At 64.9% G+C, this 13,082-nt stretch carries 12 protein-coding genes; 5 read left to right on the top strand and 7 right to left on the bottom strand.

The annotated features are described in order from the left end of the window. Nucleotides 1–2 precede the first annotated feature (2 nt). A complete protein-coding gene (locus tag DX905_RS05170; protein ID WP_240320727.1) occupies nt 3–386 on the top strand; it encodes a ribonuclease HI family protein in 384 nt (127 codons plus the stop codon). A gap of 47 nt (nt 387–433) precedes the next feature. Here the strand turns inward: DX905_RS05170 and DX905_RS05165 are convergent, their stop codons facing one another. The 7 genes from DX905_RS05165 to rhmD form a co-directional block, all read right to left on the bottom strand. Further along, complete coding sequence (locus tag DX905_RS05165; protein ID WP_116090402.1) at nt 434–2,020, bottom strand: rhamnogalacturonidase; 1,587 nt, start codon at nt 2,018–2,020, stop codon at nt 434–436. Next, on the bottom strand, nt 2,020–3,543 hold the full coding sequence (locus DX905_RS05160) for a glycoside hydrolase family 43 protein (RefSeq protein ID WP_116090401.1): 1,524 nt from the start codon (nt 3,541–3,543) through the stop codon (nt 2,020–2,022). Before DX905_RS05160 ends, DX905_RS05165 begins: the two co-directional genes overlap by 1 nt. Nucleotides 3,544–3,692: 149 nt before the next feature. Next, entirely contained in the window at nt 3,693–4,745 is a 1,053-nt protein-coding gene (gene rhaT / locus DX905_RS05155) for an L-rhamnose/proton symporter RhaT (RefSeq protein ID WP_116090400.1), read from the bottom strand. A 10-nt stretch (nt 4,746–4,755) separates the two neighbouring features. Continuing rightward, nucleotides 4,756–5,652 (bottom strand): amidohydrolase family protein, encoded by an 897-nt coding sequence (locus DX905_RS05150; RefSeq protein ID WP_116092340.1) that lies wholly within the window; start codon nt 5,650–5,652, stop codon nt 4,756–4,758. 224 nt (nt 5,653–5,876) lie between these two features. Then, the gene (locus DX905_RS05145) at nt 5,877–6,626 is read right to left on the bottom strand and encodes an SDR family NAD(P)-dependent oxidoreductase (protein WP_116092339.1); all 750 of its coding nucleotides are present in this window, start codon (nt 6,624–6,626) and stop codon (nt 5,877–5,879) included. Further along, the gene (locus DX905_RS05140; protein ID WP_116090399.1) at nt 6,623–7,480 is read right to left on the bottom strand and encodes a fumarylacetoacetate hydrolase family protein; all 858 of its coding nucleotides are present in this window, start codon (nt 7,478–7,480) and stop codon (nt 6,623–6,625) included. Before DX905_RS05140 ends, DX905_RS05145 begins: the two co-directional genes overlap by 4 nt. Before the next feature lie 9 nt (nt 7,481–7,489). Then, the gene (gene rhmD / locus DX905_RS05135) at nt 7,490–8,674 is read right to left on the bottom strand and encodes an L-rhamnonate dehydratase (protein WP_116090398.1); all 1,185 of its coding nucleotides are present in this window, start codon (nt 8,672–8,674) and stop codon (nt 7,490–7,492) included. A gap of 153 nt (nt 8,675–8,827) precedes the next feature. On the opposite strand from rhmD, the gene DX905_RS05130 reads away from it, so the two are divergent. The 4 genes from DX905_RS05130 to DX905_RS05115 are packed head-to-tail and all read left to right on the top strand — an operon-like array spanning nt 8,828 to nt 13,050. Continuing rightward, a complete protein-coding gene (locus DX905_RS05130; protein WP_116090397.1) occupies nt 8,828–9,673 on the top strand; it encodes an IclR family transcriptional regulator in 846 nt (281 codons plus the stop codon). A 4-nt stretch (nt 9,674–9,677) separates the two neighbouring features. Then, nucleotides 9,678–10,442 (top strand): L-rhamnose 1-dehydrogenase Lra1, encoded by a 765-nt coding sequence (locus DX905_RS05125; RefSeq protein WP_116090396.1) that lies wholly within the window; start codon nt 9,678–9,680, stop codon nt 10,440–10,442. Then, the gene (gene lldD / locus DX905_RS05120) at nt 10,439–11,584 is read left to right on the top strand and encodes an FMN-dependent L-lactate dehydrogenase LldD (RefSeq protein ID WP_116090395.1); all 1,146 of its coding nucleotides are present in this window, start codon (nt 10,439–10,441) and stop codon (nt 11,582–11,584) included. The genes DX905_RS05125 and lldD overlap by 4 nt, the downstream gene beginning before the upstream one ends. Beyond that, the gene (locus tag DX905_RS05115) at nt 11,581–13,050 is read left to right on the top strand and encodes a UxaA family hydrolase (protein ID WP_116090394.1); all 1,470 of its coding nucleotides are present in this window, start codon (nt 11,581–11,583) and stop codon (nt 13,048–13,050) included. Before lldD ends, DX905_RS05115 begins: the two co-directional genes overlap by 4 nt. Nucleotides 13,051–13,082: the final 32 nt, after the last annotated feature.

The following is a 13,082-nucleotide window of genomic DNA, read 5'->3' as shown; positions in this document are numbered from 1 at the left end:
TCGTGGCGCAATTGAAGCTGTTCTTCGATGGTGGGTGCAGGCCCAACCCTGGACCTATCGAGGTCGCGGTGGTCGTGCGCGGGCAAACTTTCCGTGCGGCCGATATCGGCGTCGGGACCAATGATGATGCCGAGTGGCTGGCGGTTCTCCATGGACTGGATGTCGCTCGAGCCCTGGGCGCGACCGACGTGCTCCTCGTCGGCGACTCGCGGCTGATCGTAAACCAGGCCTCGGGTAAGTCGCCGTGCCGGTCGGCGAATCTTCGGCCGCATTTGACGGCGTTCGTTGCGAAGGCAGAGGGTTTCGAGCGCGTGCGCCTGCGCCATGTCAGGCGGGGGCATAATCTTGCGGGCATCGCACTAGAAGCGGCGAGGCGAGGTAGCTGAGCCTTCGCCGCCGTCATTCTCGCGAAGATGATGGTGGATCGCTGAATTCAGCGCAGCAGCAGTTTCTCGTCCCGCACGGTCGCGATGCCGTTCGCGATCGAAGCGGCCCGCAGATCGGGCAGGACCGAGCGGAAGCCGCGAACGTCCTTGAACGAGAATAAGGCGCCCGCACCGCGAACATTTGCAAAGCGCGCCCCGTCGACATTTTCCAGCCGGAAGGTCGGGCGCGGATCGGGTCTCGCCACGGCCACCTCGACATTGCTCATCTCGACGTTGCGGGCGTGGCGGACGAAGAAGCCGGTGGCGGGCAAGTCGCCGAACATCTTGGGTTCGGGATACATGTCCTCATTGGCGGGCGGGACGAGGTGCGCCATCGCTTCCGGCGCGCCGCCGACCTGATGGAGATAGACGTCGCTGATCTTGACGTCCTCGACCGGATGATCCGGCAGACCGGCGATGATCGAGGGCAGGAAGCCGGCACCGGACGAGGTGACGTTGGTGATCATCACGCGCTTGAGGGTTCCGATCGGCCGCCCGGCGGGGCCACGCATGCGTCGGCCCAACCGCAAGAAGAAGGGCGAGGAGAAGCTGCCGCGCATGGTGATGTTGCTGACGGTCACATCCTCCATATTGGCGCCGTCGACCGTCTCCAGCGCGAGCCCCTGGCTGTCGTCGAAGGTGCAATTGGCGATGGTGATGTTCTTGAAGCCGCCATTGCTTTCGGTGCCGAACTTGATGCGGCCATGGACGTGGCCGGCAAATTCCGGGCCCATCTTCTTCCAGGTGCCGTCGAGCACCGATCCGATCACATAATTGCCGGTGACCATGCAGTTGGTGATCGTGAGATTCTCGGTCGAGCGGGGATAGCCGAGCGCATAGCTCGACTTGGGGCAGATGCCGTCGTCCCAAGGCGAATTGACCGTGCAGTTGGAGACGCGGACGTTGCGGCAGCAATCGATGTCCATGCCGTCGCGGTTGGTATCGATCAGCAGATTGTCGATCGTGAGATTGTCGACGCCGGTCAGCAACAGGCCGAACCAGCCGCCTTCCAATATCTTGAAATCCCGCAGCAGCACGTTGTGGCAATTCTTGAGCGCGATCGCCTTGTTGGCCGTGCCCGGTCCGTTGGGATCCTTGAGGTAATTGTCCTTGCCGTCGCCGCGCCCCAGGCCCTTGCCCCAGATCAGGCCGGACCCGAGCACGGCGATGTCCGACAGGCTCTCACCCCAGATCAGGCTGTTGCGCCAATGGTTGTGGCCATAATCCTGGAACGGCTCGATCGCGGCATCCTGCCGCTCGGCGAGATCATAGCCGCCGATACCGTTGTCGGGCGCAGGGGCGGCAAGGATGACCGCGCCATGATCGAGGTAGAGCGCGATCTTGCTCTTCAGGCGGATGGTGTAGCAGGCGTAGGTGCCGGGCGGGAAATAAACCGTGCCGCCGCCGCGCGCCGCGGCATAGTCGATTGCCTTGTTGATCGCGGGCGTATCGATGGTGGTGCCGTCTCCCTTGGCGCCAAAATGGCGGACGTTGACCCAACTTTCGTCGGGCATGTCGGCAGCGAAGGCTGGGAGGTGCGCGGCGGCGGCGATCAGCGCGGCGGACCCGGCGAGCAGTGAGCGGCGGTCGATCATCAATTGATCCTCTCGGCCGCGACATGGACCCAATCGATATCGACGTGGCCCTGTGCGGCTTGCTTGTTGAAGGTGAACAATGCGGGACGTGCCCCTTTCCACCAGGAGAAAGGGGCGAGCGGGATGGCGCCACCGAATGGTGCGAAGGTACGGCCGCCATCGAGGCTATAGGCGTAGCGGGCTTTCTGATCGGGACCGACCGAGGCTCGCAGGTCGATCGTCGGCCGGCTCAGTTCGACCGCCGCGGTCTCCTCGCCCTTGGAGGCAAGCGTCACGCGGGTCTTGCCCGCCTCGCGCACGACGCCGATCCAGCTCGGACCGACACCGAACATGGCGAGGCCGGCGCGCTGACCGTCGGCCATGCGGCTGACGTCGAAGCGGGCGACGATCGTGCTGCGCGGGCCTTGCAGGACTTGCGTCAGCGTGTTGCGCGCGGTGACGAGATGCTCGGACCGGCCCGCACGCAGGCGCAGGAAGCCGGGCCGCTCGCTCAGGCTCCAGCCCTTGTCGTCGGGATTGTGGTTGAACGACCATTGCAGGCCGAGCTTAGGGCCGGAGAATTCGTCCGAATCCTGCAGCCGGGCGGCTACGGCGGGGGCGGGCATGGCGTGCGTCGCGACCGGCTGGCCCCAGGTGGCGCCAGGCTCCGCGTCGCCCATCGCCGGCCAATCGGCGACCCAGCGCACGGGCTCCAGATAATCGATCCGGCCGAACGCGCCGGTCGAGTTGAAGTGGATGAACCAGCCTTTGCCGTCGGGGGTCTCGACGTAGCCGCCCTGGTGCGGGCCCTGGACGGCGGTCGATCCCGGCTTGAGTACGTCGCGCCATTCATAGGGGCCGGTGATGATGCGGGCGCGGCCCACCGCCTGCGGGCCGGTGCCGACCCCCCCGATCGGCGCGAAAATGTAATAATAGCCGTTGCGCTTATAGAGCTTGGGCCCCTCCAGCACCGGCAGCCGCTCAGGGTCCTTGGCGACCACGACCCCGTCGTCGAGCACGCGCGTGCCGTCATCGGTCATGCGATGGAGGATCAGCGGACCGGCACCGACCTTGCCGTGGATCAGCCAGGCCCTGCCATCATCGTCCCAGAAGGGGCAGGGGTCCTCGTAACCGGCACCGGCAATCACCGTGACCGGATTGCTCCACGGCCCGGCCGGATTGCGCGCGGTCGCCATGAAGATGCCTTCGTCGGGCGTCGGCCAGTAAGCGTAGAACAGGCCTTTGTGGAAACGCAGCGATGGCGCCCACACGCCGCCCGCATAGCGCGTGCCGCCGATCGGCTTGGAAATCCTGTCGGTGAGCGTGTGCGGGCCCGGCATGTCATATTGCGGCGCGAACGGCAGGCGCGGCAGGACATGGCCGATGATCGACCAATGGACCAGATCGCGCGAATGCAGCACCGGCAGACCGGGTGAGAAATGGAAGCTGGACGCGACCAGATAATAATCGCGCCCGACGCGGATCACGTCGGGGTCGGAATAATCGGCGTACAGGATCGGGTTGGTATAGGTGCCAGCGGCCATCGCCGGTGGGGCGAATGGGGCGACCAGAGCTATGGCGACAGCAAATCCCGTTCGGGCTGAGCCTGTCGAAGCCCTGCTCTTCTTTCTTGCGCCGGCAAGAACAGGACGGCGCTTCGACAAGCTCAGCGCGAACTGGATTTGTTTGATACTCATATGGCGAGGCTATTACCGTAGCCGATGATGATGGTGGCGAGCACGAGCAGGCCTACGCCGCTCCACACCATCGCCTTCAGCCGGGGCGCGGCATCCTTCCATTCACGAAAGGCGAAGCCCCAGATCGTGCCGAAGATGATGATCGAGGCCATGTGCAGCGTCCACGACGAGAAGCCGAAGCGTCCCATCTGGCTCTCGCCCATCGTGTAGAAGAAGAATTGGAAATACCACAGCGTGCCGCCCAGCGCGCACAGCAGGAAATTGGCCAGCAAGGGCGCGCCCGCGGCATCGCCGCCGCCCGCCCATTGGCCGCCGCTGCGATTCTTGGTGATCAGGTAGATGCACCAGATCGCGTTGGTGATCAGGCCGCCGAGCATGACCAGGCACAGGATTGGGAGGCCCGTCCATAAAGGCCCGGTGCCCGCCGCTGCCGACAAGGCCTTGATCGGCTCGCCCGCCGCCAGCCCGAAGGCGAAGCAGGAGGACATGATCCCGGAGAAGATCGCGACCGCGATGCCCTTGCGGAAATCGAACTCGGCGACCGCTGCCGCTTTCTGTTCGGGCGAGAGCGCTGCGTCCTTACGCGCGCCGGCCAGCGCCACGACGATGATGCCGGCCATCGTTACGGCAAGGCCGAGGAGAACGATATTGCCGCTCGCCGTATCGAGCAGTTTGGCGGCGAAATCGCCCTGGAATAGCGGCGGGATGAGCGTCCCGAACACGGTGCACAGGCCGAGTACCACCGCCATGCCGAGCGAGAGGCCGAGATAGCGCATCGTGAGGCCGTAGGTGAGCCCGCCAAACCCCCACAGCATTCCGAAGAAGATTGGCCACAATAGGGTCGCGCGCGGCGTCTGCGCCAGCACGCCGGTCAGATCCTGCGTCTGGATGCTGGCGAAGAACCACGGCGCCAGCAGCCAGGAAAAGATGCCGCCGGTCAGCCAGTAAATCTCCCACGACCAGCGCTTCACGCCCCGGTAGGGCACGTAGAAGCTGGCGGAGGAGAGACCACCAAGCCAGTGGAAGAAGACGCCGAGCAACGGGTTCATATCTTTCTCCTCAGACGTCCAGGCCAAGCCGGTAGATGCGGTTGGCGTTGCGGCCCCACAAAGCGCGTCGCTCGGCGTCGGTGAAATCGGCGATCGCCTCCGCAAGCGCACCAAGCGTGCGGTCGAAGCTGGCGAACAGGCGGTCGGTCGGAAAGTCGCTCGCAAACATGGCGCGCTCGGTTCCAAAGATATCGATCGTCTCGAGGACGCGCGCCCGCACCTTGGCATCCTCCCACGGCTTGAAGGCGAAGCCGAGCCCGGAGACTTTGACCGAGACGTGCGGCAGCGCCGCGAGCAGGGTCATGCCCGCGCGCCACTCGGCCGGATCGTCGACGCCCATGCCCGCGTGGTTCACGATCACCGGGATCTCGGGATGGCGGGCGATCAGCCGTGCCAAGGCAGCGAATTGCGCGGGATAGGCCTGTAGGTCGAACGACAAGCCATATTTGCCGAGCAGTGCGAAGCCGCATTGCCAGGCCTCATCTCCCGTCACATCGCGCGGCGTGTAGCTACGTCGCTTCTCGGGGTGCCAGTTGACGATATGGCGAATGCCGCAGACGCCGGAGCGCTGCGCCTGGGCTGCGAGCTGCCGTTCGACGTCGCGATCGTCCAGCGCAGCAAAGGCAACCAGGCCGTTCGGCATGCCCCGCCCGGTGCGGGCTTGCTCTACCCAGTCGGTTTCGTCGAGCGATTGCGCCGGATCCGCGCCGGCTTCGACATGGACCATGCCGGCGACGTTCCAATTCGCGCTTTCGGCGCGATAATCGTCGAGCAGGTAGGTTGCCGCGATCGGCTCGACCGACCCGTTCGGCCCGTCGTCGCTGAATGGCGGCGTCAGCCACGCATAATGCAGGTGCGCGAGATCCCACAGGTGGACGTGCGCATCGACGAACGGCAGATCGTGCATCATCCTCCTCTCGGTCGCTCCCCGGCTATTGCCGGTGGCGGCGGTGCTCCACTCAATCACTACCGCTCATGCTGCGTAGAGACCGAGTAGGCCGGAAGGCCGTATCGAGGGCTCGTATCGAAGCACGTTACTGCCATCTCCTTCGATAGGCGCTCTCGATACGCCGCCTGCGGCAGCTACTCGATCGCTACTCAGGATGAGCGGGTTGGGTATTTGGTTCGTCCTTAGAAAGTGGTCCGCCCCCCCGATGTGTCGAAGGTCGCAGCCGTGGTGAAGCTGCACTCCTCCGATGCCATGAAGCACACCATCGCCGCGGTTTCCGGTATCTCGCCCAACCGTCCCATCGGGATCTTCGACAGCATGTAATCGACCTGGCTTTGCGGGAGCTGCTCGAGGATCGGGCTTTCGAACGTGGCCGGCGTGATCGCGTTGGCGATGATGCCCCTGGTTGCCAATTCCTTGCCGAGCGATTTGGTGAAGCCGATCACGCCCGCTTTCGACGCGGAATAAGCGGACGCATTGGGATTGCCCTCTTTGCCCGCCACCGAGGAGACGTTGACGATGCGGCCGTAGCCCTGTTCCAGCATGTGCGGCACGATTGCGCGGCAACAATAAAACAGGCCGTTGAGATTGATGTCCATCACGCGCAGCCAGCTATCGATCGGATATTGATCGACCGATGCGGTGGCGCCGGTAATGCCGGCAGAATTGACGAGAATGTCGACACGTCCGCCAAGCACCTGCACCGCATCCGCAGTGGCGCTGGCCACCGCCGCCTGATCGGATACGTCCACCACCCGAACATGTGCCGTGCCGACCTCATCGCTCGCAGCATCCAGCGCCGGCGCGTCGACGTCCCACAACACGACCTTGCCACCCTCGGCCACCAGGCGCGACGCCACCGCCTTGCCAAGCCCCGACGCGCCGCCGGTGACGATCGCGGAGCGCCCTGCGAAGCGATCGCTCCAGCTCATGCGGCCGGCGCCCACGCGACGAATTCCTGCCGCTGCTGGCCGAGCCGGTCGATGCCGAGCTCCACCACGTCACCCGTCTTGAGGAACCATGGCTCGGGCTTATGGCCCATGCCGACGCCGGGCGGCGTGCCGGTGGTGATTATATCACCCGGCTCCAGCGTCATGATCTGCGAGCAATAAGCGACGATCTGGGCGACCGAGAAGATCATCGTGCGCGTGCTGCCATCCTGCACGCGCTTGCCGTTGACCGAGAGCCACATCGCCAGATTTTGCGGATCGCCGACCTCATCGGCCGTCACCAGCCAGGGGCCGACCGGGCCGAAGGTGGGAAAGCCCTTGCCCTTGTCCCAGGTGGGACCGCGCTCCAGCTGCCAATGGCGCTCGGAAACGTCGTTGACGACGCAATAGCCCGCGACATGCGCAAGCGCGTCGGCCTCCTCGACATAGCTTGCGCGGGTGCCGATCACGACGCCCAACTCGACTTCCCAGTCCGTCTTCTCGGAGTCGCGCGGGATCGTCACAGGGTCGTTCGCACCTTGCAGGCAATTGATCCACTTATTGAAGACGATCGGCTCGCTCGGGATCGGCAGATTCGATTCTGCCGCGTGGTCGGCATAGTTGAGGCCGATCGCGACGAACTTGCCGACGCCGTTTACTGGCACGCCGTAGCGCGGGCTTTCCGCCACCAATGGAAGCGATGCCGGGTCTATCGCGCCCAATGCGGTGAGACGGTCGGGAGCAAGCGTCGCCGCCGTGATATCGGGAACGTAGCCCGACAGGTCGCGAATGCGTCCCTCCGCATCCAGCAATCCCGGCTTTTCCTGGCCTTGTGGCCCGTAACGCAGCAGCTTCATCGCAAATCCTTAGTGGGTATACGGGCGGTGCAGCGCGATATCGCGGTTCAGCTCCACCCCGAAACCGGGTTTATCGAGCGCCGAGGCGCGCATGCGGCCATTGATCGGAACCGGCTCGCCAAGCAATTGCGGCGCGAACATCGGCACTACCTCCGATGCTTGCGGGTGCATCATCAGGAATTCGGCGAACGGGCTGTTGTGGCGCGTGATCACGAAATGGTAGGAATAAACGGACGATCCGTGCGGCACGACCAGCTTGCCGTGCGCGTCCGCCAGCGCCGAAATCTTGATCAGTTCGGTCACCCCGCCGCACCAGCCGACGTCGGGCTGGATGATATCGCAGCAATCCATCTCCAGCAGCATGCGGAAGCCCCAGCGCGTCGCCTCATGCTCGCCGGTCGTGACGAGCATGCCCTTGGGGACGTTGCGCTTGAGCTCGGCATAGCCCCAATAATCATCGGGGCTGATCGCCTCCTCGATCCACTTGAGGCCGTGTTCGTGGGCGAGGATGGCGAGCCGGGTCGCATAATTGACGTCGAGCGCCATCCAACAATCCAGCATCAGCCAGAAATCGTCGCCGACACGCGCGCGCATTTCGGCGAGGGCGGCAATATTCTTGGCCAGGCCCTCCTCGCCCTCGGCTGGACCATGATGAAGCGGCAGCTTGCCGCCGATGAAGCCCATCTCCTTGGCGAGGTCGGGCCGAGCGCCGGTCGCGTAGAATTGCAGCTCGTCGCGCACGGCACCGCCGAGCATGTGATAGACCGGCTCCTGCCGCAGCCGCCCGAGCAGATCCCAAAGCGCGAGGTCGACGCCGGACAGGGCGTTCACGACCAGGCCCTTGCGACCATAATATTGCGAGGCGAAGTACATCTGGTCCCAGATCCGCTCCACCTCCGACGGGTCGCGCCCCTCGAGGAAACGGGCGAAATGCTTCTCGACCAGGTAGCAGGCCGGCTCGCCGCCGGTGGTTACCGCGAAGCCGATCGTGCCATCCTCGGCCTCGATCTCGACCACCAATGTACCGAGCACGTTGATGCCGAAGCTGCGGCGCGACTGACGATATTCCGGATATTTCGCCATCGGCGTCGCGATGTGATCGTCGATCCAATGGCCGTCAGCCTGATCGTGATAGTCGGCGCCGCCGCCGCGTACGACACTGGCTCGAACCTGCTTGATGCGGGGAAAAGGCATGCGACGTCCGTGAAAGAAGCTTAGCGAGGCGCTAGCAAGTTCGTACCACTATTTGGTACAGAGCCGCACGGACAGGGCTTCGTCACAATCATTTTCCCCTCTAGCGGCCTTGCCGGCCGTCAAGTTCCATATTATGGGATTGAGTATTACGAAATGAGAAACGGCTCGTCAAACCAAGATTTCGCGCAGATCGACTCCCCCCTTCCGGCAGCGAAGGCGCAGGGCGGGAGCCAGACGCTGCTGCGTGGGCTGGATGTCGTCGAGGCCGTCGCCGACGGTCCCGTCCCGCTGGCCGAACTGGCCGCCAGGCTCGGGCTGACGCGATCGACGACGCACAGGCTGGCGACCGCGCTGATCGAGCGCCGCTATGTCAGCTTCCTGCCGCGCATGGGCTATCAGCTCGGTCCGAAATTGCTCGAACTGGGGTTCCTGGCCCAACAGCAGACCGATGTGGTCCAGGTCGCGCGACCGCATCTGGAGGCGCTGGCGACGTCGACCGAGGATACGGTTCACCTGGGCGTACTTGACGCCGAGCGCGCGCTTTATCTCGACAAGGTGCCTGGGCGGCGCCGCGTCGAGATTAGCAGCCGCGTCGGCGATCGGCAGCCGCTCACCTCCACCGGCCTCGGCAAGGCGTTGCTGCTCGACGATACGGTCGATCATTGGCGCAAATTGTTCGAACAGGATCAGGCGGCAGGATCACCCAAGGCCGATTACGATCTCTGGCTCAAGCGCATGCATGGCTATGTCGACGTTGGCCGCGCGTTCGATCTCGAGGAGAATGAGGATCTGATCCGTTGCGTCGCGGCGCCAGTGCGCGATGCCGCCGGCAATATCGTGGCAGCGATCAGCGTTTCGAGCGCCGCCCAATATATGGCGGACGATCGGATGCAGGCGCTTTCCGCGGAGGTACGGCAGACGGCGGGCGCGATCGGCGCCGACCTCGGCTGGTCGGCCGAGACCGCGCAGAAGTCGCGCCGTGGGCGAGGGCGACGTTAGGGGAATGGGTTTGCTTGCAGGAAAGACGGTGCTGGTGACGGGCGCGTCCGCCGGGATCGGGCGCGCGGCGGCGATCGGCGCCGCGAGGGCGGGCGCCGACGTCGCCATCAATTATCTCGACGACGACGATGCCGCCGAAAGCTGCATCGCGGCGATCGAGGCGGAAGGCCGACGTGGCATCGCTATAAGGGGCGACGTTGCCGAGCCGGAGACTGCGACCCACTTCGTCGCCGCCGCCGCCGCCGCCCTCGGCAAGGTGGACGTTCTGGTCAATAATGCCGGCATCTGTCCGTTCCACGCCTTCCTCGACATGCCGATCGATACGTTCGAGCGGACGATGCGCGTCAATCTTCACGGGGCTTATTATATGGTCCAGGCCGCCGCGAACCGCATGGTGGAGCAGGGCCATGGCGGCGCCATTGTGGCGGTGTCGTCCATTTCGGCGCTCGTCGGGGGCGAATATCAGACGCATTACACACCGACCAAGGCGGGCGTGCATTCCCTGATGCAGTCGGCGGCGATTGCCCTCGGGCGCCACAGCATACGCTGTAATTCGGTGCTGCCGGGCACGATCCTGACCGACATCAACAAGGACGACCTCGCCGATCCGGCCAAGCGCATGCACATGGAACAGCGCGTGCCGCTCGGACGGCTCGGCCAGCCCGAGGATCTTGCCGGACCCATCATCTTCCTCGCGTCCGACATGGCGCGCTACGTCACCGGCGCGGCCTTGCTCGTCGACGGCGGCGCATTCGTGAACCTGCAATGAGAAAGGCCGCATCCGCGCTCGATTATCGCGAGCTGGCGCGGCGACGCCTGCCGCGTTTCCTGTTCGAATATATCGACGGCGGTTCGTACGGTGAAGTGACGCTGCGCCGCAACGTGACGGACCTGGAAGCGATCGCCTTGCGCCAGCGCGTACTGTGTGACGTATCCACCATCGAACTCTCAACCAGCCTGTTCGGGCAGGAAATTCCGCTGCCGATCGCGCTCGGGCCGATCGGATTGGGGGGGATGATGGCACGTCGGGGCGAGATCCAGGCGGCGCGTGCCGCGGGGGCTGCAGGCATTCCCTTCTGCCTGTCGACTGTCTCCGCCTGCTCGATCGACGAAGTCGCCAAGGCGACCGACAAGCCCTTCTGGTTTCAGCTCTACATGATCCGCGACCGCCGATTCATGGCCGACCTCATCGCGCAGGCCAAAGCCGCGGGCTGTACCGCCTTGTTCTTCACGGTGGACATGCCGTTGCCGGGCTCACGCTATCGCGATCTGCGCTCCGGGCTCGCCGGTGCTCCCGGCTTCCGCGGCAATTTGCGACGGACGCTCCAGGCGCTGGCTCGGCCGGGCTGGGCCTATGATGTCGGATTGCGCGGACGTCCGCACCAGCTTGGCAACGTCGCGCCGGTGCTCGGCAAGAATTCGGGGCTTGAGGACTTTCTGGGTTGGATGCGGAACAATTTCGATCCGCGCTGCACCTGGGCGGACCTGGATTTCATCCGTTCGTTGTGGGACGGGCCGCTCATCATCAAGGGCATATTGGACAGCGAGGATGCCCGCGCCGCGGTCAGTGTCGGCGCGGACGGTATCGTCGTGTCCAATCATGGCGGGCGTCAGCTGGACGGCGTGCCGTCGACCGCCAGCGCCTTGCCCGCGATTGCCGATGCCGTCGGCGGCAGGCTGACGGTGCTGGCCGACGGCGGCGTGCGATCCGGTCTCGATGTGGTGCGGCTGATGGCGCTGGGCGCGCAAGGCGTAATGCTGGGCCGCGCCTGGATTTATGCGCTTGCGGGTGGTGGCGAAGCCGGCGTCGCGCATATATTGCGTCTGTTCGAAGCAGAGATGCGCATTGCGATGGCGCTCACCGGCTGCACCTCAGTTGGCGACATCAACCCTGACATGCTGGTGAAATGATGCAGGCCGTATTCCAGGTCGATCCGCGCGACGACGTCGCCGCCGCCTTGCGCGATATCGCGCCGGGCGAGACCCTGTTCGGCGTGCAAGCCCTCGAGGCGATCCCACGCGGGCACAAGGTGGCGCTCAAGGGGATCGAGGCGGGCCAGCCGGTGCTCAAGTTCGGCTTTCCGATCGGTCATGCCACGCGCGGGATCCTGGCCGGTGAGCATGTCCACACGCACAATGTCGCCACCTCGCTCGAGGGAAGCGGCGTCTATACCTATCGGCCCCTATTCGATCCGGCGGCGCCGAGAGCGCCGGTGACATTTCAAGGGTATCGCCGCGCGGATGGACGGGTCGGCACGCGCAACGAGATCTGGATTTTACCGACGGTAGGCTGCGTCGGGCGCACCGCCACGCGCATTGCAGCCCTGGCGAATGCGCAAATCGAAGGCCGGATTGATGGCGTCCATGCCTTCGCCCACCCGTTCGGCTGCTCGCAACTCGGCGACGATCTCAACGGCACGCGATCGATCCTTGCTTCGCTCGCGGCCCATCCCAATGCGGGCGGGGTGCTGATCGTCGGGCTGGGTTGCGAATCCAATCAGCTCGACCGGCTGCTGGCCGAGATCGATCCGGCGGTGCGCAGCAAGATCCGGACGCTCACCGCGCAGCTGGCCGGTGACGAGGTCGAGGAAGGGCTGGCGCTGGTCGAGGCGATGATCGCCGAGGTCGCGCTGGCGGAGCGCACCACGGTCCCGCTGTCGGAATTGGTGCTGGGGGTGAAATGCGGCGGATCGGACGGTTTCTCCGGTCTCACCGCCAATCCGCTCGTCGGCCGGATGAGCGACGCCGTCACCAGCGCGGGCGGCACCGCGATCCTGACCGAGATACCGGAAATCTTCGGCGCCGAGCAGATGCTGATGGCGCGAGCTGTCGACGAAGGCGTGTTCGCAGGGATCGTCGATCTCGTGAACGGCTTCAAAACCTATTTCACCGATCACGGCGAGCCGGTTTCCGAGAATCCGTCGCCCGGCAATATTGCCGGGGGCATCACCACCCTTGAGGAGAAGTCGCTCGGTGCGGTGCAGAAAGCGGGGAGGGCGATCGTCACCGACGTGCGTCGTTATGGCGAGCGCGTCGGCACGGCCGGCCTCACCCTGCTGGAGGCGCCCGGCAATGACGCCGTCTCCTCGACCGCGCTTGCCGCCGCCGGCGCGACGGCGATCCTTTTTACCACGGGACGGGGCACGCCGCTCGGCTTCCCGGTACCGACGATAAAGATTGCGTCGAATAGTGACCTTGCCGCGCGCAAGCCGGGCTGGATCGACTTCAATGCCGGCCAGGTACTGGATGAAGGGATGGACGAGGCTGCTGCGGCCTTGCTCGACAAGATCATCGCGGTCGCCTCGGGAGACGAAACGGCCGCCGAGCGCAATGGCGAGCGCGAAATCGCGATCTGGAAGCGCGGCGTAACGCTGTAGTGCCGCAGGCGGCGTATGGCGCCTGTCTCATC

The sequence above is a fragment of the Sphingomonas crusticola genome, assembly GCF_003391115.1.
GTDB classification, from domain to species: Bacteria; Pseudomonadota; Alphaproteobacteria; order Sphingomonadales; family Sphingomonadaceae; genus Sphingomonas_I; species Sphingomonas_I crusticola.
The sequence above is the reverse complement of the archived record's forward strand: the minus strand, read 5'-3'. Positions and strand labels throughout refer to the sequence as shown.

Coding starts and splice junctions, on each gene's coding strand:
- DX905_RS05115 (WP_116090394.1), top strand. CDS start 11,581: ATGATGCAGGCCGTATTCCAGGTCGATCCGCGCGACGACGTCGCCGCC.
- DX905_RS05130 (WP_116090397.1), top strand. CDS start 8,828: ATGAGAAACGGCTCGTCAAACCAAGATTTCGCGCAGATCGACTCCCCC.
- DX905_RS05125 (WP_116090396.1), top strand. CDS start 9,678: ATGGGTTTGCTTGCAGGAAAGACGGTGCTGGTGACGGGCGCGTCCGCC.
- DX905_RS05165 (WP_116090402.1), bottom strand. CDS start 2,020: ATGATCGACCGCCGCTCACTGCTCGCCGGGTCCGCCGCGCTGATCGCC.
- rhmD (WP_116090398.1), bottom strand. CDS start 8,674: ATGCCTTTTCCCCGCATCAAGCAGGTTCGAGCCAGTGTCGTACGCGGC.
- rhaT (WP_116090400.1), bottom strand. CDS start 4,745: ATGAACCCGTTGCTCGGCGTCTTCTTCCACTGGCTTGGTGGTCTCTCC.
- DX905_RS05140 (WP_116090399.1), bottom strand. CDS start 7,480: ATGAAGCTGCTGCGTTACGGGCCACAAGGCCAGGAAAAGCCGGGATTG.
- DX905_RS05160 (WP_116090401.1), bottom strand. CDS start 3,543: ATGGCCGCTGGCACCTATACCAACCCGATCCTGTACGCCGATTATTCC.
- DX905_RS05145 (WP_116092339.1), bottom strand. CDS start 6,626: ATGAGCTGGAGCGATCGCTTCGCAGGGCGCTCCGCGATCGTCACCGGC.
- DX905_RS05150 (WP_116092340.1), bottom strand. CDS start 5,652: ATGCACGATCTGCCGTTCGTCGATGCGCACGTCCACCTGTGGGATCTC.
- lldD (WP_116090395.1), top strand. CDS start 10,439: ATGAGAAAGGCCGCATCCGCGCTCGATTATCGCGAGCTGGCGCGGCGA.